The 18501-nt window shown below is 55.3% G+C and carries 13 protein-coding genes and 12 pseudogenes; 23 read left to right on the top strand and 2 right to left on the bottom strand.

Features of this window, described 5'->3' with window-relative positions; all coding sequences use genetic code 11:
* Nucleotides 1–5: 5 nt before the first annotated feature.
* A complete protein-coding gene (mlaF, locus tag ACTBDU_RS07645; RefSeq protein ID WP_438806063.1) occupies nt 6–815 on the bottom strand; it encodes a phospholipid ABC transporter ATP-binding protein MlaF in 810 nt (269 codons plus the stop codon).
* Between the two features lie 258 nt (nt 816–1073).
* Between mlaF and ACTBDU_RS07640 the strand changes: the two are divergent.
* The 14 genes and pseudogenes from ACTBDU_RS07640 to ACTBDU_RS07575 form a co-directional block, all read left to right on the top strand.
* A pseudogene (locus ACTBDU_RS07640) lies at nt 1074–1923 on the top strand (calcium/sodium antiporter); the annotation flags it as partial.
* A pseudogene (gene kdsD, locus ACTBDU_RS07635) lies at nt 1856–2851 on the top strand (arabinose-5-phosphate isomerase KdsD); the annotation flags it as partial. The pseudogenes ACTBDU_RS07640 and kdsD, both read left to right, overlap by 68 nt.
* Nucleotides 2832–3371 (top strand): annotated as a pseudogene (kdsC, locus tag ACTBDU_RS07630) (3-deoxy-manno-octulosonate-8-phosphatase KdsC). The pseudogenes kdsD and kdsC, both read left to right, overlap by 20 nt.
* Nucleotides 3368–3946: an LPS export ABC transporter periplasmic protein LptC gene (gene lptC, locus ACTBDU_RS07625; protein ID WP_438806062.1), complete on the top strand. Its 579-nt coding sequence runs from the start codon at nt 3368–3370 to the stop codon at nt 3944–3946. The pseudogene kdsC and the gene lptC overlap by 4 nt, the downstream one beginning before the upstream one ends.
* On the top strand, nt 3915–4466 hold the full coding sequence (gene lptA / locus ACTBDU_RS07620; RefSeq protein WP_438806061.1) for a lipopolysaccharide ABC transporter substrate-binding protein LptA: 552 nt from the start codon (nt 3915–3917) through the stop codon (nt 4464–4466). Before lptC ends, lptA begins: the two co-directional genes overlap by 32 nt.
* A 15-nt stretch (nt 4467–4481) precedes the next feature.
* Entirely contained in the window at nt 4482–5207 is a 726-nt protein-coding gene (gene lptB / locus ACTBDU_RS07615; RefSeq protein ID WP_438806060.1) for an LPS export ABC transporter ATP-binding protein, read from the top strand.
* A 47-nt stretch (nt 5208–5254) separates the two neighbouring features.
* Nucleotides 5255–6682, top strand: a pseudogene (rpoN, locus tag ACTBDU_RS07610) (RNA polymerase factor sigma-54).
* A gap of 23 nt (nt 6683–6705) precedes the next feature.
* Complete coding sequence (hpf, locus tag ACTBDU_RS07605) at nt 6706–6993, top strand: ribosome hibernation promoting factor (protein WP_438806059.1); 288 nt, start codon at nt 6706–6708, stop codon at nt 6991–6993.
* Nucleotides 6994–7098: 105 nt separating this feature from the next.
* Complete coding sequence (gene ptsN / locus ACTBDU_RS07600; protein ID WP_438806058.1) at nt 7099–7548, top strand: PTS IIA-like nitrogen regulatory protein PtsN; 450 nt, start codon at nt 7099–7101, stop codon at nt 7546–7548.
* A gap of 122 nt (nt 7549–7670) precedes the next feature.
* Nucleotides 7671–8525: an RNase adapter RapZ gene (gene rapZ / locus ACTBDU_RS07595; protein ID WP_438806057.1), complete on the top strand. Its 855-nt coding sequence runs from the start codon at nt 7671–7673 to the stop codon at nt 8523–8525.
* Nucleotides 8522–8794 (top strand): PTS phosphocarrier protein NPr, encoded by a 273-nt coding sequence (npr, locus tag ACTBDU_RS07590; protein ID WP_438806056.1) that lies wholly within the window; start codon nt 8522–8524, stop codon nt 8792–8794. Before rapZ ends, npr begins: the two co-directional genes overlap by 4 nt.
* 338 nt (nt 8795–9132) lie before the next feature.
* Entirely contained in the window at nt 9133–9309 is a 177-nt protein-coding gene (locus ACTBDU_RS07585; RefSeq protein WP_438806055.1) for a hypothetical protein, read from the top strand.
* 18 nt (nt 9310–9327) lie between these two features.
* Nucleotides 9328–9729, top strand: a complete 402-nt coding sequence (locus ACTBDU_RS07580; protein WP_438806081.1) for an Ail/Lom family outer membrane beta-barrel protein — start codon at nt 9328–9330, stop codon at nt 9727–9729.
* A 13-nt stretch (nt 9730–9742) separates the two neighbouring features.
* A pseudogene (locus tag ACTBDU_RS07575) lies at nt 9743–10135 on the top strand (MFS transporter); the annotation flags it as partial.
* On the opposite strand, the pseudogene ACTBDU_RS07570 reads toward ACTBDU_RS07575, so the two are convergent.
* Nucleotides 10106–10345, bottom strand: a pseudogene (locus ACTBDU_RS07570) (aldehyde dehydrogenase family protein); the annotation flags it as partial. The pseudogenes ACTBDU_RS07575 and ACTBDU_RS07570 overlap by 30 nt on opposite strands.
* Before the next feature lie 71 nt (nt 10346–10416).
* Between ACTBDU_RS07570 and ACTBDU_RS07565 the strand changes: the two are divergent.
* From ACTBDU_RS07565 to ACTBDU_RS07525, 9 genes and pseudogenes are all read left to right on the top strand, one after another.
* A pseudogene (locus ACTBDU_RS07565) lies at nt 10417–11585 on the top strand (IS3 family transposase).
* Between the two features lie 19 nt (nt 11586–11604).
* Nucleotides 11605–12461: pseudogene (tsf, locus tag ACTBDU_RS07560) on the top strand (translation elongation factor Ts).
* A gap of 142 nt (nt 12462–12603) precedes the next feature.
* Nucleotides 12604–13331 (top strand): annotated as a pseudogene (gene pyrH, locus ACTBDU_RS07555) (UMP kinase).
* 68 nt (nt 13332–13399) lie between these two features.
* Nucleotides 13400–13900 (top strand): ribosome recycling factor, encoded by a 501-nt coding sequence (frr, locus tag ACTBDU_RS07550; protein WP_438806054.1) that lies wholly within the window; start codon nt 13400–13402, stop codon nt 13898–13900.
* Between the two features lie 153 nt (nt 13901–14053).
* Nucleotides 14054–15250 (top strand): 1-deoxy-D-xylulose-5-phosphate reductoisomerase, encoded by a 1197-nt coding sequence (gene ispC, locus ACTBDU_RS07545; protein WP_438806053.1) that lies wholly within the window; start codon nt 14054–14056, stop codon nt 15248–15250.
* Nucleotides 15251–15445: 195 nt separating this feature from the next.
* The gene (gene ispU, locus ACTBDU_RS07540) at nt 15446–16207 is read left to right on the top strand and encodes a (2E,6E)-farnesyl-diphosphate-specific ditrans,polycis-undecaprenyl-diphosphate synthase (protein WP_438806080.1); all 762 of its coding nucleotides are present in this window, start codon (nt 15446–15448) and stop codon (nt 16205–16207) included.
* A gap of 9 nt (nt 16208–16216) precedes the next feature.
* A pseudogene (locus ACTBDU_RS07535) lies at nt 16217–16758 on the top strand (phosphatidate cytidylyltransferase); the annotation flags it as partial.
* Nucleotides 16732–17936: pseudogene (gene rseP, locus ACTBDU_RS07530) on the top strand (sigma E protease regulator RseP); the annotation flags it as partial. The pseudogenes ACTBDU_RS07535 and rseP, both read left to right, overlap by 27 nt.
* A gap of 145 nt (nt 17937–18081) precedes the next feature.
* Nucleotides 18082–18501 (top strand): annotated as a pseudogene (locus tag ACTBDU_RS07525) (transposase); the annotation flags it as partial.

Here is an 18501-nt window from a genome sequence, read left to right as displayed (position 1 = left end):
TGAGGTTAACTCCCTGCGCCCAATAGCTGGGTCTGATAATCTTCGGCGGGAACGTTAAACGGAACAGGCCCATCGGCGATACCGTCGAGAAATTGCCTCACCCGCGGATCCCGGTTGTCACGCAGGCTGGCCGGCGTCCCTTCCGCCACGACGTGCTGCTCGGCAACGATATAGGCGTAATCGGCGATGCTCAAGACCTCCGGCACGTCGTGGGACACGACGATACAGGTAACGCCGAGCGCATGATTCAGCTTGTCGATAAGCTTGACCAGCACCCCCATGGTGATCGGATCTTGTCCCACAAACGGCTCATCGAACATAATCAGCTCAGGATCCAGTGCGATGGCGCGGGCCAGCGCCGCACGGCGCGCCATACCGCCCGACAGCTCTGCCGGCATCAACGATGCCGCCCCGCGCAATCCCACCGCTTCCAGTTTCATCAGTACCGTGCTGCGCAGCACCGGCTCCGGTAAACGGGTATGCCGACGCAGCGGAAACGCCACATTCTCGAAGACGGTATTGTCGGTAAACAGCGCGCCGGACTGGAATAGCATGCTGATTTTCTTACGCACCTCATAGAGTCGACAGCGCGACAGCGTGGGTATATTGTCACCGTCTACCCAAATTTCGCCGCTGTCCGGCGGCAATTGCCCGCCGATAAGGCGTAGCAGCGTCGTTTTACCGATGCCCGACGGCCCCATGATCGCCGTCACTTTGCCGCGCGGAAACTGCATACTGATATTATCGAAAATAACGCGATCGCCCCGACGAAAGCTCAATCCGCAAATCTCGACCAGGTTATCGCTCTGGTTCATAGTTTACTACCCTTTTCTTCACGCACCCACGGTCTGCAGTGGTGATAGTAAAGCAAGCAGACCAATTCATCGAACTTTTCTCGACCAATCAGGCCCGTTGCCGCGGATTACTTCATCGCCGCCGCGTTCTACTTTTAGCCGTTAGACGGTCAAAATTAATGCCAGTTTGCGTTTATTGTCCGCCTTTGGTCTTCCTTTTATGGCTATGATGCGTCAACGGAACAGGTTTTTTCTCAAGCCAAAGATCTATCATGCTTTTTGCCAGGTTATTATTCATTATTGGTTTATGGCGCGGACAGATTGGTCTATAGTGCGGCCGTGTTGAGCCGCTCGCTCCGCGTTACGCCCTGGCTCATCGGCTGCATAATCGTCTCCTTCGGCACTTCACTGCCGGAATTACTGGTATCCGTTACCGCAGCCCTTCCCTTAACCATCAGATCGATATGGCGGTTGGCAATATCCTGGGTTCCAACATTACCAACATCATGCTGATCGTCGGCGGCGCGGCGCTTATCCGCCCGGTCACCTTCCGCTTTGATATCGTGCGGCGCGAGTTGCCGCTGCTGCTTATTACCCTGTTGTGCGGCTTGCTGCTGGCGGACCATAGTCTGGGCAGGCTGGACGGCGTCCTGCTACTTTGCGGCGGCGGGCTACCTGCTGATTATCGTGACCATCTCCCGGCTGGCGCTGCGCGAGGGCAGCGACACGCTGACCCGCGAACAGCTGGCGGAGCTGCCGCAGGACGGCAATAATACCGTCGCCGTCCTGTGGCTGGTGCTGGCGTTTATTATTATGCCTATCTCGGCGCGGATGGTGATTAATAATGCCAGCGGGCGGGCGCGCTATTTTGGCCTGAGCGATTTGGTCGTCGGCCTGACGGTGCTGGCGACGCCTATTGGCGGGGCGCTTAAGGGAGAAAATGATATTGCCCTGAGGAATGTTATTGGCTCCAATATCTTTAATAGCGTTATTGATTGTGCTGGGCGTTCCTGCGCTGCTCTCTCCCAGCCCGTTTAATCCCAATGCCTTTGCCCGCGATTATTGGGTCATGCCGGCGGCGAGCGTTATCCTCGCCGCCCTGTGCCTGCGCAAACGGCGCCGGCAAGGAAGTTCCCGCTATTGAGCGAGCGGGTCCGGCGCAGCTGGATCAATATATTAATGACGATTTCCGCCGCGCCTGCGAAGCGCTGTTTCGCTGCACCGGCAAAGTGGTGGTGGTGGGCATGGGCAAATCCGGCCATATCGGCCGCAAGCTGGCCGCCACTTTCGCCAGTACCGGTACGCCGGCGTTTTTTGTCCATCCTGGCGAGGCCAGCCATGGTGACCTGGGTATGGTGTCGCCGCAGGATATCGTTATCGCGCTGTCGAATTCCGGCGAATCCCACGAGATCTTGGCGCTGATTCCTGTGCTTATAACGTCTGCACATCCCCCTCATCTGCCTGACCGGCGAACCGGAAAGTACCATGGGGAAAGCGGCGGAAATCTATTTGTACGTGCATGTGCCGGAAGAAACCTGCCCACTGGGCTTGGCGCCGACCGCCACCACTACCACCGCGCTGGTCATGGGCGACGCGCTGGCGGTGGCGCTCCTGCGGGCGCGGGGCTTTACCGCCGAGGATTTTGCCTTGTCCCATCCCGGCGGCGCATTAAGACGCAAACTGCTGCTGCGCGTAAGCGATATTATGCACAGCGGCGACGAAATGCCGCTGACCGCCCGCACAGCCTCGCTGTGCGACGCGCTGCTGGAGATTACCCGCAAAAACCTGGACATGACGGTGATTTGCGATGCGCAAAACGTCATCGTCGGCATTTTTACCGATGGCGATCTGCGGCGGGTGTTTGATATGGGCATTGACCTCAAAGAGGAGTGTATCCCCGACGTCATGACGCCGGGGGGGGCGTACGCGTCGCGCCCGATACGCTGGCGGTGGAAGCGCTGAATCTTATGCAGGCGCGCAACATTACTTCGCTACTGGTAGCGCAGGACGACCATCTATTAGGCGTGGTGCATATGCATGATATGCTACGGGCCGGTAGCGCAGCAGGTGCTGGCAAGCACCCGGACTATTCGTCTACTGATTTGCGATGTGGACAGCGTCATGTCCAACGGTCTGATTTATATAAGCAATCACGGTGATGAACTCAAAGCGTTTAATGTCCGCGATGGCTACGGCATTCGCTGCCTGATCACATCGGGCATTGAGGTCGCTATTATTACCGGCCGCACCGCCAGGCTGCTGGAGGACCGTTGTGCCACGCTAGGCATTACGCATCTTTACCAGGGGCAATCGGATAAGACTTTGGCCTTTAGAGCGCTTCTGAGTAAACTAAAGTTAACAGCGGAACAGGTCGCCTACGTGAGCGACGACCTGATTGATGCCCCGATGCATGGACCAGGTCGGCCTGAGCGTGGCAGTGGCGGACGCGCACCCGCTATTGCGGCCCAGGGCCGATTGCGTTACCCGCACCGCCGGCGGTTGCGGTGCGGGAAGTCTGCGACCTGCTGCTGCTGGCGCAGGGGAAAGCCGGAGGATGCCAAAGGGCAGTCGGTATGAGCAAGACAACGCGTTGGACCACGGCGCTGCTGGGATTATTGGTATTGGTGCTTATCGGCTGGAACTTGGCGGACACCGACACGGCGGCGGCCCAGACGCCGGTGAACGCCGGCGAGCCCACCTATCAGAGTGAATATACCACAACCGTGGTGTATAACCCGGCAGGGGGGCTTAATTACAAGCTGGTGGCCGATCACGTGGATCATTTCGCCGAGCAACAGATCACCTGGTTCACCCGGCCAGTCGCCACCACGTTCGATGAAAGCAAAGTGCCGACCTGGACGGTGAAAGCCGATAAGGCCAAGCTGACCCAGGACAGGATGCTTTACCTGTATGGCCATGTTCAGGTGGACAGCCTGACCGACGCCTCGCAGCTTAAACGCATAACAACAGATAACGCGGTGGTTAACCTGGTCACGCAGGACGTCTCCTCGGATGATGAGGTAACCTTATATGGTACCGGCTTTAACTCCACCGGCATGAAGATGCGCGGCAATCTGCGCAACAAGACCGCCGAGTTGATTGAAAAGGTTAAGACTTCTTATGAAATCCAGAATTCACAACGTACGCCCTAGCCTGCTTCTGGCCGGCGGCTTAATGCTGGCCAGCGCGCAGGCGCTGGCGCTGACCAGCGACAATCAGCAACCGATTCATATCGACTCCGCGCAGCAGGTGGTGGATATGGCGACTAATACCGTGACCCTCACCGGTGAGGTCGTGGTCAAGCGCGGTTCAATTGATATTCGCGCCGATAAGGTCGTCATCACCCGCCCCGACGGTAAGGACGGTAACGAAGTCGTTGAAGGCTACGGTAATCAGGTCACTTTCTATCAACTGCAGGACGACGGCAAGCCGGTGCGCGGTCATTCGCAGAAGGTGCGTTACGAAACCGCCAACGATCTGGTGATTCTGACGGGCAATGCTTATCTGGAGCAGTTGGACAGCAACGTGAAAGGCGATCGCATTACCTATCTGGTCAAGAAACAGCAGATGGAGGCGTTCAGCGATAAAGGCAAACGGGTCACCACCGTGCTGGTACCGGCGCAGCTGCAGGATAAAAGCGGCGCCAAAGCGCCGGCGAAATCAGCCAAATAATCGGGTATAAAATCCATGGCAACATTAATCGCAGAAAATTTGGCTAAAGCCTATAAAGGACGCCGCGTGGTGGAAGACGTCAGCCTGAAGGTAAGCTCTCGCGAGATTGTGGGATTGCTGGGGCCTAACGGGGCGGGCAAAACCACCACGTTTTATATGGTGGTGGGCATCATCCCCCGCGACGCCGGCCGGATTGTCATCGATGATGACGATATTAGCCTCCTGCCGCTGCATACCCGCGCCCGCCGCGGAATCGGCTATCTGCCGCAGGAAGCCTCGATCTTCCGCCGCCTGAGCGTGTTCGACAATCTGATGGCGGTGCTGCAAATTCGCCAGGATCTCACCCGTGAACAGCGTAACGACCGCGCGAAAGAGCTGATGGAAGAGTTCCATATCAGCCATTTGCGCGACAACCTCGGCCAGTCGCTGTCCGGCGGTGAACGACGCCGGGTAGAGATCGCGCGGGCGCTCGCCGCCAACCCCAAATTTATCCTGCTTGACGAACCTTTTGCCGGCGTCGATCCGATTTCCGTCATCGATATCAAAAAAATCATCGAACATTTGCGCGACAGCGGCCTTGGCGTGCTTATCACCGACCACAACGTGCGTGAGACACTCGACGTGTGCGAACGAGCCTATATCGTCAGCCAGGGCAAGCTCATCGCCCACGGCTCCCCGGCCGACGTCATGCTCGACGAGCAGGTCAAACGGGTTTATCTGGGCGAAGAGTTCCGCCTCTGATAAGGTGGCGTTACCGCCGTGGTTCGTGAGGATAGTTGACGCATTTTATGAAGCAAGGTTTACAACTCAGGCTGAGTCAGCAGTTAGCCATGACCCCGCAGTTGCAACAGGCCATCCGTCTGTTGCAATTGTCCACGCTTGAACTCCAGCAGGAAATTCAGACGGCGCTGGAAAGTAACCCCTTGCTTGAACAGGCCGATTTGCATGACGAGGTCGACGCGCACGACAGCGAGTCACTCGACACCCGCGAGGCGATGGAACAAAAGGACATGCCGGAAGAGCTGCCGCTGGACGCCACCTGGGACGAGATATACTCCGCCGGGACACCCTCCGGCACCGGTACCAACTATCGCGACGAAGAATTGCCCGTCTATCAGGGTGAAACCACCCAGACCCTGCAAAACTACCTCATGTGGCAGGTAGAGCTTACTCCCTTTTCCGATACTGATGGAGCGATTGCCACCTCCATCGTCGACGCCGTGGATGACACCGGCTATCTGACGGTGCCGCTGGACGATATGCTCGACAGCATCGGCGACGAAAACGTCACCCTGGACGAGGTGGAAGCGGTACTAAAACGCATCCAGCGCTTCGATCCGGTCGGCGTGGCGGCGCGGGATTTGCACGACTGCCTGCCGATTCAGCTCTCGCAATTTGCGGCCGATCTGCCTTATCTCAACGAGGCGCGGCTCATCGTCAGTGATTATCTCAGTCTGCTGGGCAGCCATGATTTCCGCACCCTGCTACGTTCGACTAAGCTGAAAGAGGATGTCCTGAAACCGGCCATGGCGCTGATTCAGTCGCTGGATCCGCGCCCGGGGCAGTTCATCAATACCGGCGAATCGCAGTATGTGATTCCCGACGTGCTGGTGCGCAAACTGCAAAACCGCTGCTGGGTGGTGGAGCTCAATACCGACAGCATTCCCGCGCTGCGCATTAATCAGCAGTACGCGGCCCTGGGCAGCAACACCCGTAACGATGCGGAGGGTCAGTTTATTCGCAGCCATTTGCAGGAGGCGCGCTGGCTGATTAAAAGTCTGGAAAGCCGCAATGAAACGCTGTTGAAGGTGACGGGCCGTATCGTCGAGCGTCAGATGGCGTTCTTTGAACAGGGGGAAGAGTCATGCGGCCAATGGTGCTGGCAGATATCGCCCAGGCGGTGGATATGCATGAGTCCACGATTTAGCGCGTCACCACCCAGAAATATCTGCACAGTCCGCGCGGCATCTTTAAATTGAAATATTTTTTCTCCAGCCACGTCAATACCGAAGGGGGGGGGCGAAGCGTCCTTCACGGCTATCCGCGCGCTGGTGAAAAAATTAATCGCTGCGGAAAACCCGGCAAAGCCTCTTAGCGACAGTAAGCGCGCCGACCTGCTTTCCGAGCAGGGTATCATGGTGGCGCGGCGTACCGTAGCGAAGTACCGAGAGCCTTTATCCATCCCGCCGTCGAACCAGCGAAAACAATTGGTTTGACCTCTACAGAGAAGGAAGACACTATGCAGCTGAACATTACCGGACAGCATGTTGTCATCACCGACGCCTTACGGAAATTTGTAACAACTAAATTCTTGAAGCTGGAACGGTTCTTCGATCGCATCAATCAAGTCTATATTGTCCTGAAGGTCGAGGAAGTTCAGAAGATTGCCGAAATGACGGTGCATCTCAACGGTGGTGAGCTGCACGCGACTGCGGAAGCGGATGATATGTACGCCGCCATCGATTTATTAATCGATAAGCTCACGCGGCAGTTGAACAAGCATAAAGAAAAGCTGAAACAATATTAATTTAACCGTAGCCAACAACGCCACCTAAACCTCACATCAGCTCGTTATCCCTACGGTAACGGGCTGATGAGTCTTAAAGGTTAACCAGCGCCTAAGTGACCCGAAATGACTAACGATACAGCAATGCAAATCGATTCAGTGTTAAATATTAAATGTACCCGCAGCGACGTCCACTGCCAGAGCAGGAAAAGAGCTCTGGAAATTATCAGCAAACTGGCGGCGAAACAACTTAACCTGGCGCCGCAAGTGGTGTTTGACGCCGTATTGACGCGCGAGCGCATGGGCAGTACCGGTATCGGCAACGGCATCGCCATTCCGCACGGTAAGCTGGAAGAAGACACGCTGTGCGCGGTCGGGGCCTTTATCCGGCTCGAACAACCCATCGCGTTTGATGCCATCGATAATCAGCCCGTGGACCTGCTGTTCGCGCTGCTGGTGCCGGCAGAACAGTGCAAAGTTCATTTGCACACCCTTTTGCTTGTGGCCAAGCGGTTGGCGGATAAAACCGTCTGCCGCCGTTTGCGCGGCGCGCAAAGCGATGAGGAGCTGTATTAGATCATGACCGAAACGGAAAACGGCGATTAACGCCGCGGCGCCGTCCTGAAAGCGGGATAGGTTGGGCAAGGCATGGCCGCATCGCCAGGGGATGAATAAGCAAGGCAAAAGGGTGTATCGTCATGGTGCTGATGATAGTCAGCGGTCGATCAGGTTCAGGTAAATCCGTTGCGCTGCGCGCGCTGGAGGACATGGGCTTTTACTGCGTTGATAACCTGCCGGTGGTGTTGCTGCCGCAGTTGGCCAGCACGCTGGCGGCGAGTAATATCTCCGCCGCGGTGAGCATTGACGTGCGCAATATGCCCGAATCGCCGGAAATTTTTGAACAGGTTATGGATAACCTGCCGCAGGCCTTTGCCCCGCAGTTGCTGTTTCTGGACGCCGATCGCAATACCCTTATCCGCCGCTATAGCGACACCCGGCGGCTGCATCCGCTTTCCACCCGCAACCTGTCGCTGGAAAGCGCCATAGATGAAGAGGACTCGTTGCTTGAGCCGCTGCGCTCACGCGTCGATCTGGTGATCGACACCTCGGAGATGTCGGTGCATGAACTGGCCGAAATGCTGCGTACACGCCTGCTGGGCAAGCGCGAACGGGAACTGACCATGGTGTTTGAATCCTTTGGCTACAAGCACGGCATCCCCATCGACGCCGACTACGTATTCGACGTGCGTTTTCTGCCCAATCCGCACTGGGATCCCAAGCTCAGACCGATGACCGGCCTGGATCACTCCGTGGCCGCGTTTCTGGATCGCCATACCGAAGTCCATAATTTTATCTATCAGACCCGCAGCTATCTGGATCTGTGGCTGCCGATGCTTGAAACCAATAACCGCAGTTATCTCACGGTGGCGATAGGCTGTACCGGCGGCAAACACCGTTCGGTATATATCGCCGAACAGCTGGCGGACTATTTTCGCTCTCACGGCAAGAATGTCCAGTCCCGCCACCGCACTCTGGAAAAGCGCAAATCATGACTGTCAAACAAACGGTAGAGATTAAAAACCGTCTGGGTATGCATACCCGGCCGGCAATGAAGCTATTTGAACTGGTACAAAGCTTCGATGCCGAAGTGATGCTGCGTAACGACAGCGGTATCGAGGCGGAGGCCAGCAGCGTTATCGGTTTGCTGATGCTGGATTCCGCCAAAGGGCGGATGATCGAGGCCGAGGCCACCGGGCCTGACGAGGTCACGGCGCTGGCGGCGGTGATTGAGCTATTTAACGCCGGTTTCGACGAAGACTGACGCCTTGGCTTTGAGCTTCATATGTTGGGCGTTGCATTAAGTCTACTCCTTTTTCATATTGACAAACTATTTTTAATTCCTTTCCCAATTCTTATTCAGTTTCTTATTTTGGCCTTGAACTTAGTTATTATTTTAATTCCAGTCCAAGGTAATAATATCATTTTTAAGAGACGAGCCTTTCCGCTTCTAGGCTGTATCGTTTCTAGTTAATTTCTCCCGGCAGCCATCTTTGTTATTTAATCAATATTTACCTTGATCTTGTAAAATAGATTAGCCACTCGCCACCCTAGTCATCTGTCGGCGCCTAATTTAAAAAATTATTTATAAGAGATTAATTCATGAAAACACCGTTTTCTATTATCGCCTTTACCCTATTGCTACCCATCAAAGCGTTGGCCGATAACCATAGTCTCAGCGTCGGTTACACGCTCAATAATATAACAAACAATACTGATGGCAGAAGGTCGAACGATGACCGGCTGGACGGGTTCAATATTAAATATCGCTATGAATGAAGCGAACCACTCGGCCTCATCGGCTCGCTGAGCTATATGACCGCCAACGCCTGCAGTAGCTGGGCCGCCGCCAATAAAGTTCAAAATGATCTACGCTATCGCTACAGCGGGGTTTCGCTCACGCCTGGGCCCGTCTGGCGTTTTAATGACTACGTTTCTGTTTATGGCGTTATTGGTATAAATTACGATGATTATTCATCTCATTTCAGACAATCACCTTTCAAGACCGGCGATGCGACGGCGACAAATCATAGCCGCTCTGAGCTAAAGAAAACTCCTCCTGCCTATGGCGCAGGTGCACAAATCAACCTGGTTGAAAATATGGTCATCGACCTGGGCTATGAAGCCAGCCGCTTCAACCATGGCGAGCAAACCCTAACACGAAACTCACTGCTGTTCGGTGTCGGCTATCGTTTCTGAACGTTAATCAAATACGCTGGTCTTTTGGTCACCGCAGATTATTCACTCGGGGCTTTAGCGAATTTGGTATCGGTCTGCTGACCGTGATCCCCTGGCTTTATTGCCACGTGCATCGCCTGAATTGGCTCCAAAACCAGCGCCACGTTTTTCTGGCCGATTCCGCTGGGCTCATTGCTGGTCAGTATTGTTGCTCCCGGGATTGCACTCATCAATTCGATCGGTAATCTGAGTGGTTTTTTTGCCCCTGCCGTACTTGGTTACCTGGAGCAAAAGACCGGCAGTACCATGGGGGGGTCTGTATGCGCTTACCGCGGTATCAGTTGTCGCCGCTCTCTACCTGCTTTGCCGCCGCACAAAAAGTCATCGCGGCACGCCATCACCGACCATGGCGAGCAAAAAGGTCTGACGCCACGATGTGGAACGTTGGTAAATACTCTTCCAGGCCATGGCGGCCGTCAGCGCCGCCAATCCCTGATTTGCGCCAGCCGGCGTGAAAACCCTGCATCACCTCAAAGTTTTCTCTGTTGATGTAGGTTTCGCCGAACTTCAGCTTTTTAATGGCCGTCATCGCGGTATTAAGATTGGTGTTATAAATCAACGACGTGAGACCGAATTTGTAGTGGCACAATGAATTTGGCCACCTGAATAGAGGTGATATGCTCACCTCAGAACAATACGGGTGCACCAATGAAAAGAAGAAATTTTAGTCCTGAATTCAAACGCGAATCCGCTCAACTGGTTGTCGACCAAAATTACACCGCCGCGCAAGCAGTAAAAGCCATGGACGTCGGCCTTTCTACGATGACGAAATGGGTAAAACAACTGCGTGATGAGCGACAGGGGAAAACGCCAAAAGTCTCTCCCATAACCCCGAAACAAATCGAAATACATAAGCTCAAGAAGAAGGTACAATGCATTGAAATGGAAAACGAAATATTAAAAAAGGCTACAGCGCTCTTGATGTCAGACTCCCTGAACAGTTCTCGTTAATCGGGAAACTCAGAGCGCATTATCCTGTGGCCACACTCTGCCACATGTTCAGAGTTCATCGCAGCAGTTACAAGTACTGGGAAAGTCGTCCTGACAGGCCAGACGGTAGGCGAGAGGTATTGCGCAGTCAGGTTCATGAACTGCACAGTATCAGCCATGGTGCAGCTGGCGCGAGAAGTATCGCCACCATGGCAACCCAGAAAGGCTTCCGGATGGAACGCTGGCTCGCAGGCAGGCTCATGAAAGAGCTGGGTATCGCCAGCTGCCAGCTACCGGCTCACAAATACAAACGCGGCGGCAATGAACACGTTGAAATACCGAATTATCTTGAGCGCCAGTTCACTGTAACGGAGCCAAACCAGCTATGGTGCGGCGATGTGGCGTATATCTGGACCGGGAAACGCTGGGGATACCTTGCGGTTGTTCTTGCATCTGTTCGCGAGGAAAGCGGTGGGCTGGGCTATGTCGTTCTCCCCGGACAGCAGACTGACCATCAAAGCACTGGAAATGGCATGGGAAACGCGTGGTAAACCAGCCGAAGTGATGTTCCACAGCGATCAGGGTAGCCACTATACGAGCAGGCAGTTCCGACAGTTGCTGTGGCGTTACCGGATCAAACAAAGCATGAGTCGACGGGGTAACTGTTGGGATAACAGTCCGATGGAGCGCTTCTCCAGAAGTCTGAAAACGAGTGGATACCGGTAACGGGCTACATAAGCTTCAGCGAAGCAGCTCATGAAATTACCGACTATATCGTAAGATATTACAGCGCACTCAGGCCGCATAAATATAACGGTGGGTTGCCACCAAACGAATCAGAAAATAGATACTGGAAAAACTCTAACGCGGTGGCCAGCTTTAGTTGACCACTACAAGGAAAAGATAATGCCTGATATTACCGCCGCCCTGGTTAAAGAACTGCGCGAACGTACCGGCGCAGGCATGATAAAATGCAAAAAAGCGCTGGTTGAAGCTCAGGGCGATATCGAACTGGCTATCGACAATATGCGTAAGTCCGACCAGGGCAAGCCGCCAAGAAAGCGGGCCGCGTCGCGGCAGAAGACGTCATTCTGACCAAAATCTCCCAAGACGGCAAATACGGTGTCATCATCGAGCCGAACTGTGAAACCGATTTCGTTGCCAAAGACGGCGGCTTCAAAGCCTTTGGCGACGAGGTCATCACCGCCGCGCTGAACGAACGCATCACCGACGTCGAAGCGCTGAAGGCCAAATTTGAAGAACAGCGCACCGCGCTGGTAGCCAAAATTGGTGAAAACATCAATATCCGCCGCCTCGGCGTTCTGGAAGAGGACGTGCTCGGTTCTTACCTGCACGGCGCGCGCATTGGCGTCATGGTTTCCGCCGCCGGCGCCGACGAGGAACTGGTAAAGCACGTCGCCATGCACATTGCCGCCAGCAAACCGGAATACGTCAATGCGGATGATGTCCCGGCCGACGTAGTTGCCCGAGAGCATCAAATCCAGCTCGACATCGCTATGCAGTCCGGCAAACCGCGTGAAATCGCTGAGAAGATGGTGGAAGGCCGTATGCGCAAGTTCACCGGCGAAATTTCTCTGACCGCTCAGCACGTTGTGATGGATTCGAGCAAGACTATTGGTCAGCTGCTGGGCGAACACGGTGCCAAAATCAACAACTTCATCCGTTTTGAAGTGGGCAAAGGCATTGAGAAAGCTGAAGTCGATTTCGCCGCCGAAGTGACCGCGATGGGTAAGCAGTTTTAATTAAGTTGTTCGGAACTGCCAGCAGAGGCGGTTCCGCTTTAATGAGCCGGAATAATGTCAGACGACGTGTGCCGCACTCATCAGCCGGGCGCGGCACCAGGTCAATTTTATTCCATCAAATCGCTCTCAAGGAACAGATCAAATGGCAACCAACGCAAAACCCATTTACCAGCGTATCCTGCTTAAATTGAGCGGTGAAGCCCTGCAGGGCGCCGACGGTTTCGGTATCGACGCCAGCGTGCTGGACCGCATAGCCCAGGAAGTGAAAGAACTGGTGGAGCTGGGTATTCAGGTGGGCGTGGTCATCGGCGGCGGCAACTTGTTCCGCGGTGCGGGGCTGGCGAAGGCCGGTATGAACCGCGTGGTGGGCGATCATATGGGAATGTTGGCGACCGTGATGAACGGTCTGGCGATGCGCGACGCATTGCAGCGCGCCTATGTTAACGCCTGCCTGATGTCGGCGATTCCGCTGAACGGCGTCTGCGATAATTACAGCTGGGCGGAAGCCATCAGTCTGTTGCACAATAACCGCGTCGTGATTTTCGCCGCCGGTACCGGCAATCCCTTCTTCACCACCGATTCCGCTGCCTGTCTGCCCGGCATTGAAATCAAAGCCGAAGCCGTGCTGAAAGCGACAAAAGTGGATGGCGTCTTTTCCGCCGATCCGGTAAAACATCCGGATGCTACATTTTACGATCAGCTGCGCTATCAGGGGATGTACTGGAGAAAGAATTGAAAGTCATGGATCTGGCGGCCTTCACTCTGGCGCGGGATCACAACCTGCCGATACGCGTGTTTAATATGAACAAGCCTGGCGCGCTACGGCGGGTGGTCATGAGTGATAAAGAAGGCACCTTGATTACCAAGTAATGCATAACGGGGCCTGGCAACCAACGGCCACGGTCCGCCCGGATAACCAAGTCTCAAGGGTTCGCAACGTGATTAATAAAATCCGTAAAGATGCCGAGATTCGCATGGAAAAATGCGTCGACGCGTTCAAAAGCCACATCAGCAAAGTCCGTACGGGCCGCGCTTCCCCGAGCCTGCTTGACGGTATTCAGATCGACTATTACGGCTCGCTGACGCCGCTGCGCCAGCTGGCCAATATTATTGCCGAGGATTTCCGTACCTTGGCCATCACCGTCTTTGACCGCACGCTGGCACCGGCGGTGGAAAAGGCCATCATAGCTTCCGATCTGGGGCTCAATCCGTCTTCCGCCGGCACGGTGATTCGCGTACCGCTGCCGCCGCTGACCGAAGAGCGCCGCCGTGACCTGATAAAGGTCGTGCGCGCCGAGGCGGAACAGGGCAGGGTATCGGTGCGCAATGTCCGCCGCGATGCCAACGACAAGGTGAAGGCGCTGTTGAAAGACAAAACCATCGGTGAAGATGAAGAACGTCGTTCCCAGGACGAGATCCAGAAGTTGACCGACGCCTAGATCAAAAAGATTGATAGCGCCCTGGCGGAAAAAGAAGCGGAATTAATGGAAATTTAATCCCCCGGTGAAATGAAAACGCCATAGACAAAACAGCGCCATCGTTTCAGACTAAACGTTTCCTTCATATTCCGACGTGGTATAAAAAGTAACTTCATGCGGCATTTGACGATTCTGGGCAGTACCGGCTCCATTGGCAGCAGTACGCTGGCGGTGGTAAAGCACAATCCCGATCAATACACCGTGCGCGCGCTGGTGGCCGGCAATAACGTTGCCTTGATGACCGAGCAGTGCCTGGCTTTCCGTCCCGCCTACGCTTGTATGGCTGATGACGCCGCGGCGCGGGCGCTCAAAGCTAATCTGGCCGCGGCGGGCGTCGCCACCGCCGTACTGTCGGGTGCGCAGGCGGCCTGTGAGCTCGCCGCGCTGGATGAGGTGGATACGGTGATGGCTGCGATTGTTGGCGCCGCCGGGCTCGCCGCAACGCTGGCGGCGCTGCGCGCCGGCAAGCGGGTTTTACTGGCCAATAAAGAGTCGCTCGTCACCTGCGGCCGGCTGTTCATGAACGAAGCGCGTCGCCATCATGCCCGGCTACTGCCGGTGGACAGCGAACACAACGCGATTTTTCAGAGTTTACCTGAACCACTTCAGCATGGGTTGGGTTACGCTTCCCTGGCGGAACATGGGGTGTCGCGTATCCTGTTGACGGGCTCCGGCGGCCCCTTTCGCCAGACGCCGCTGACGGCGCTGGCCACGATGACGCCGAAGCAGGCCTGCGCGCATCCTAATTGGTCGATGGGCCGCAAGATTTCGGTGGACTCCGCCACCATGATGAACAAAGGTCTGGAATATATCGAAGCGCGCTGGTTGTTCAATGCCGCGGCAGAGCAGATGGAAGTGCTGCTGCATCCCCAGTCCATCATTCACTCCATGGTGCGCTACACCGACGGCAGCGTGCTGGCGCAATTGGGATCCCCCGATATGCGCACGCCCATCGCTCACTCGATGGCGTACCCCGAACGGGTGCCGTCCGGCGTCGCGCCGCTGGATTTTTTACGCCTCGGCACGCTGAGCTTTGCGCAGCCGGACGCCGCACGTTATCCCTGCCTGCAACTGGCTGTCGCCGCCAGCCAGCAGGGGCAGGCGGCGACGACCACGCTCAATGCCGCCAATGAAATCGCGGTGGCGGCGTTTCTGCACGGCGATATTCGTTTTACCGATATCGCCGCCGTGAATCGGCGGGTGCTGGAACAGATCAATCTGCCTGAACCGGACAGCGTGGAAGAGGTGCTGGCCATCGACAGCCAGGCGCGGGAAAAGGCCCGCCAGAGCGTTATTCATTTTGGACTGTGAGGCGCCGGGGCGACGCGATGGCTGATTTGTTCGTTGACCGGCAAAATGATATAGTCTGCACCACTTATCCCGTCGATGAAGGCCAGGCGGGTAAAACCAGTTACAGGCCGTGTATGCACACGGCTTTTTTGCGCGTTCGGGGCCCTTTTTTCCGGTAAGACCGTGGTATTCTCAGTGAGGAAATACGTAAGCGTGATGTCGTCCGAAAATCAGCAAGAGCCAAAAGCGTTGCCTTCCTCCTCACCACGCCATGTGGCTATTATTATGGATGGCAACGGTCGCTGGGCTAAAAACCGGGGGAAATTACGTATCTTCGGTCACCAGGCCGGCGTCAAGTCGGTCCGCCGCGCGGTAAGCTTTGCCGTCAGCCACCATTTCGACGCGTTGACGCTGTATGCGTTCAGTAGCGAAAACTGGAACCGACCCAGCCAGGAAGTGTCCGCGCTGATGGAGCTGTTTGTCCGGGCGCTGGATAGCGAAGTGAAAAGCCTGCACAAGCATAACGTCCGGCTGCGGATCATCGGCGACACCTCGCGCTTCGGCATGCGTTTGCAGGAGCGGATCCGCCGCTCCGAGGCGCTGACCTGCAATAATGACGGGTTGACCCTGAATATTGCCGCGAATTATGGTGGACGTTGGGATATCATTCATGGAGTACGACAACTTGCCGCCCGGGTGCAAGAGGGTATTTTGCGACCTGACCAGATAGATGAGGACGCCTTGTGCCAGGTAGTCTGCATGAACGAGCTGGCCCCGGTGGATCTCGTTATCCGCACTGGAGGGGAACATCGCATCAGTAATTTTTTGCTGTGGCAGATTGCCTATGCAGAGCTGTTTTTTACCGACGTGTTATGGCCGGATTTTGACGACGCTGTTTTTAAAGGTGCGCTGAATGCTTTTGCTCAACGCGAGCGGCGCTTCGGTAGAACAACACCTAATGATGCCAACGCATCCTAGGGGAGATTTTTGCTGAAGTATCGCCTGATTACTGCCTTGATCCTGATACCCATCGTTATCGCCGCACTGTTTTTGTTGCCGCCGGTCGGCTTTGCCCTGGTCACCCTCGGGGTGTGCATGCTCAGCGCCTGGGAATGGGACCAGCTTGCGGGATTGGCCTCGCGCAAGCCAGCGCATCTGGCTGGCCATTCACTGCAGCCTGCTGCTGGCGCTGATGATGCTCACCGTGCCGGCCTACCGGCCGTTTGTGGCCGTCTGGCAGGCGCAATATGCCCTGTGGGCCGCCCTGGCCTGTTGGCTGGTGGCGCTGCTGCTGGTGTTGTGCTACCCCCGCTCACGCCACTCTGTGGCGTGAATTCCGACCGCTGCGGCTGGCGTTCGGCATCCTGACCATTTTGCCCTTCTTCTGGGGCATGCTGGCGCTGCGTCAGCACCATTATTATGATATTAATCACTTCACCGGCGCCTGGTGGCTATTGTATGTCATCGTGCTGGTGTGGGGCGTGGATTCCGGCGCTTACATGTTCGGGCGCGTGCTGTGGCGTCGGCGCGATAAACACGGCACGGAATATGTTATCGCCGCTATTCCCCTGGGTGGCTATGTTAAAATGCTGGATGAGTGGGTAGACACCGTCGCGCCCGAACGTCGTCATGAAGCGTTCAACCACAAAACCGTCTGGCAACGTGCCGCGATCAGCGCAGCCGGACCGGTATTTAACTTCCTTTTCGCTATTTTTGCCTACTGGCTGGTGTTTCTTATTCGGCGTGCCGAGCTATCGGCCGGTGATCGGCGAAGTGGCCCCGCATTCTATCGCGGCTCAGGCCGAAATCTCTCCCGGCATGGAACTTAAGTCGGTTGACGGTACCGAAACGCCTGATTGGGATTCGGTTCGTCTGCAGCTCATCGACAAGATTGGCGACGGTGAAACCACCCTCGGCGTCGCCCTGTTTGGCTCCCAAAGCGCTGAGCGGAAAACGCTGGATTTGCGCGACTGGCAGTTTGAGCCGAACAAACAGGATGCGATCGTGGCGCTGGGTATTATTCCACTGGGGCAGCGCACCGAACCGGTGCTTGCCGAAGTCCAGCCGAGCTCGGCGGCGATGAAAGCCGGTTTGCAAGCCGGCGACAGGATCGTTAAAGTCGATGGTCAACCGGTCACCGCATGGCAGTTGTTTGTGACCCGCGTACGGGTATTGATCGACACGGCGAGGCCAGGGATATCACCCTGCAACCCGACAGTAACCCGGGGTGGGCAAGGAGGAAGTAGAGGGGTTCGCGGGCGTTGTGCTGAAGATTATCCCGCTGCCGGCGGAGTACAAAACTGTTCGGCAGTACGGTCCGCTACCAGCCCTGGCCCTGGCCGGCGAAAAAACCTGGCAGCTGATGCGGCTTACAATCAGTATGTTAGGTAAATTGGTAACCGGGGATGTTAAGCTGAACAATCTAAACGGGCCGATTTCCATCGCCCAGGGCGCAGGGATCTCAGCGGAATAGGGTTTGATTTACTACCTGATGTTTCTGACGCTGATAAGCGTCAATTTGGGGATTATCAATCTGTTCCCGTTACCGGTGTTAGATGGTGGCCATTTGCTTTTCCTGGCGATAGAAAAGCTCAAAGGAGGGCCGGTGTCCGAGCGAGTGCAGGACTTTAGTTACCGTATCAGCTTGATTTTGCCGGTGCTGCTAATAGGTCTGGCCCTTTTCAATGATTTCTCCAGGCTATGGTAGCCTGAAATTATGTTAGGAAGAACGCATAACCGCGATGGCGATGAAAAAGTTGCCCATAGCGTCGCTGCTTCTTTGTAGTGGCACACTGAATTTGGCCACCTGAACAGAGGTGATATGCTCACTTCAGAACAACACGGGTGCACCAATGAAAAGAAGAAATTTTAGTCCTGAATTCAAACGCGAATCCGCTCAACTGGTTGTCGACCAAAATTACACCGCCGCGCAAGCAGCAAAAGTCATGGACGTCGGTTTTTCTACGATGACGAAATGGGTAAAACAACTGCGTGATGAGCGACAGGGGAAAACGCCAAAAGCCTCTCCCATAACCCCGGAACAAATCGAAATACGTGAGCTCAAGAAGAAGGTACAACGCATTGAAATGGAAAACGAAATATTAAAAAAGGCTACAGCGCTCTTGATGTCAGACTCCCTGAACAATTCTCGTTAATCGGGAAACTCAGAGCGCATTATCCTGTGGCCACACTCTGCCACGTGTTCAGGGTTCATCGCAGCAGTTACAAATACTGGAAAAGTCGTCCTGACAGGCCAGACGGCAGGCGAACGG

The sequence above is a fragment of the Sodalis sp. (in: enterobacteria) genome (assembly GCF_051710625.1).
In the GTDB taxonomy this organism is placed as follows: Bacteria; Pseudomonadota; Gammaproteobacteria; order Enterobacterales; family Enterobacteriaceae; genus JBPESN01.
The sequence above is the reverse complement of the archived record's forward strand: the minus strand, read 5'-3'. Positions and strand labels throughout refer to the sequence as shown.